This window comes from Nonomuraea deserti, assembly GCF_004348685.1.
GTDB lineage: Bacteria > Actinomycetota > Actinomycetes > Streptosporangiales > Streptosporangiaceae > Nonomuraea > Nonomuraea deserti.
In genome coordinates, this window is record NZ_SMKO01000386.1 from 1 (window position 1) to 2,170 (window position 2,170).

The 2,170-nt window shown below is 69.7% G+C and carries 1 protein-coding gene and 1 pseudogene; both read right to left on the reverse strand.

Going from position 1 to position 2,170, the window contains the following annotated elements; genetic code table 11:
* Positions 1-1,155, reverse strand: a 1,155-nt coding sequence (locus tag E1292_RS50175; protein WP_246091059.1) for a GGDEF domain-containing protein, incomplete at its 3' end; no start/stop codon positions are given.
* 589 nt (positions 1,156-1,744) lie between these two features.
* Positions 1,745-2,170: pseudogene (locus E1292_RS52115) on the reverse strand (hypothetical protein); the annotation flags it as partial.

The following is a 2,170-nucleotide window of genomic DNA, read 5'->3' on the forward strand; positions in this document are numbered from 1 at the left end:
GCCGAGCTCCTTGGCTCGGTAGAGGGCCAGGTCGGCGGCGGCCAGCAGCTCGATCAGGTCGTCGCCGTGCACGCTCATCAGCGCGACGCCGACCGAGATGGTGACCCTGATCAGGGCGTCGTCGGCGGGGATGGCCATGTGGCCGATGCGGGTGCGCAGGCGCTCGGCGACCCGGCGCGCCTCGTGGATGTCGGCCCCGGGCAGGAGCACGACGAACTCCTCACCGCCGAACCTGCCCACCACGTCGTAGTCGCGCAGCTGGCTGCGGAGCGTGGCCGCCACCCCCACCAGCACCTGATCGCCCACCAGGTGGCCGTGGGCGTCGTTGACGCGTTTGAAATGGTCGATGTCGATGATCAGAAGCGCCAGGGTGTCGCCGGTGCGGCGTGCCCGGACGATCTCGGTGTCGGCCTCGCGCTGCCAGGCGGCCGCGTTGAGCAGACCGGTCTTGGCGTCGGTGCGGGCGGCGGCCTGGAGCTGGGCGTGCAGGAGGCTGCGCTGCAGCAGCACCACCGGCGGCAGGGCGAGGAGCAGCAGCACCAGGTTGACGCCGCAGCCGATCGACACCGTCACGCCCAGGCAGAGCTCGACGATGTCGAGCAGCAGGCTCTCCTTGTTCCACAGCACCTCGCGCCAGGGTGTCTCGGGGTCGGCGGTGTGTGCGGCGATCGCGATCAGGGAGATGTTGAGCAGCGAGAAGAGCGCGGCCGCCGCCACCGCGTAGAAGATCGACCCGCCGTCGCCCTGCGACAGCGCCCACGGGTCGTCGACGACATGGTGGAACGCCAGGGAGGCCACGCACCCTGCCAGGCCGATGGCGGCCGAGCTGAACACCCGCCTATAGAGCACCGTCGCCTTCACGCGCACCTGCAGCAGGATCTGCAGCACGATCGGCGAGAAGAGGGCGTAGACCGGCGGCAGCAGCAGCGCCACGGGCAGCCACCAGGCCGAAAGCAGGTCTCGCGCGACCCCGGCGGGCATCCCGAGGCGCCTGGTCGCCTCGATGCACACCGCGCCGCACCCCATGAGGGCGCAGAACATCAGCAGGTCCCGCCATCGCAACGAGGTGGACGCCCCGAGCACCACCATCGCGATGAGATCGAGACCGACGATCGCGCACAAATAGACCACGAGCGGGCGGCGTTGCCCAAGCAACGGCCATCGACCAGCGAGTGTTGACACACCGTCATGAGACTTGATCGAGGCGTGACCAGTCGCCGCCATCGCATCTCCTCCCTAACTAACGATGTGTAACACAATAATTGCGGAGTGTGCGTTGCGCGATGGGAACCGATACGTTGATACGGACCCACTCCCGCTCAGTCCATGAGCGGGCGGTGTTGTGGAGCCGTGCTGGAAAGGAGCAGCCATGGTGCGGGGCGTGACCTGGACCTATCAGGTGCTCTAGCCGCCTGATCAGAGCTACACTCCATCGGCCGCCCTCGGGGTGCCAGTTCGGGCCATGCCGGTGCCCCCTCCCCCTCCGCTCAAGCCACGCCTGCCTGCTCTCCCAGCGTGTGATCCATCCCCTCCTCGTCGTCCCTGTGACATGCGATAACCACCCGACCGGCCTACCAGCGACACCCCACACCCCGCCCTTTCCGGGCCGGCCCTTCATCGGTGCGCGGCCCTCGAAGGCACCATCCGATCCAGCCCACCGGCAACGCCCTGACCCCTGGGTGCGGCCGTGCCGGGCATGCTGGGCAGGGGGCATCGGGCGGTGCCGATGCCCCCGTGCACGGGTCTAGGCAGCCACGCGTTCCTCCAGCTTCAACTGCTGCTCGTCGTCGTCAGAGCCTTTGTCTCCGGTGGCGGACCGATCGGCTTCGGACCCCAGGATGCGAACGGTGTCGCCCTTCGACTGAGCGCGAACTCCGGCGCTGCCGCCCTTCGACCGGGCGGAGACTCCGGCGGTGCCACGCCTCGACGGCGAGACGGCTTCTGCGGCGTGACCTTCCGGCCCGGCGAAAACACCGGCGGTGCCGCCCCTCGACGGCGAGACGGCCTCGGCGGTGCCGCCCCTTGACGGCGTGACCGCTTCGGCGGAGTCGCCGCTCGACGGCGGGACGGCTTCTGCGGAGTCGCCGTCCGGCCGGGCGAAAGCTCCCCCGGTGTCGTCCTGCGGCGGCGTGACGGCGTCGGTGGTGTCGGTTTCCGGGGTGGGCTCGGG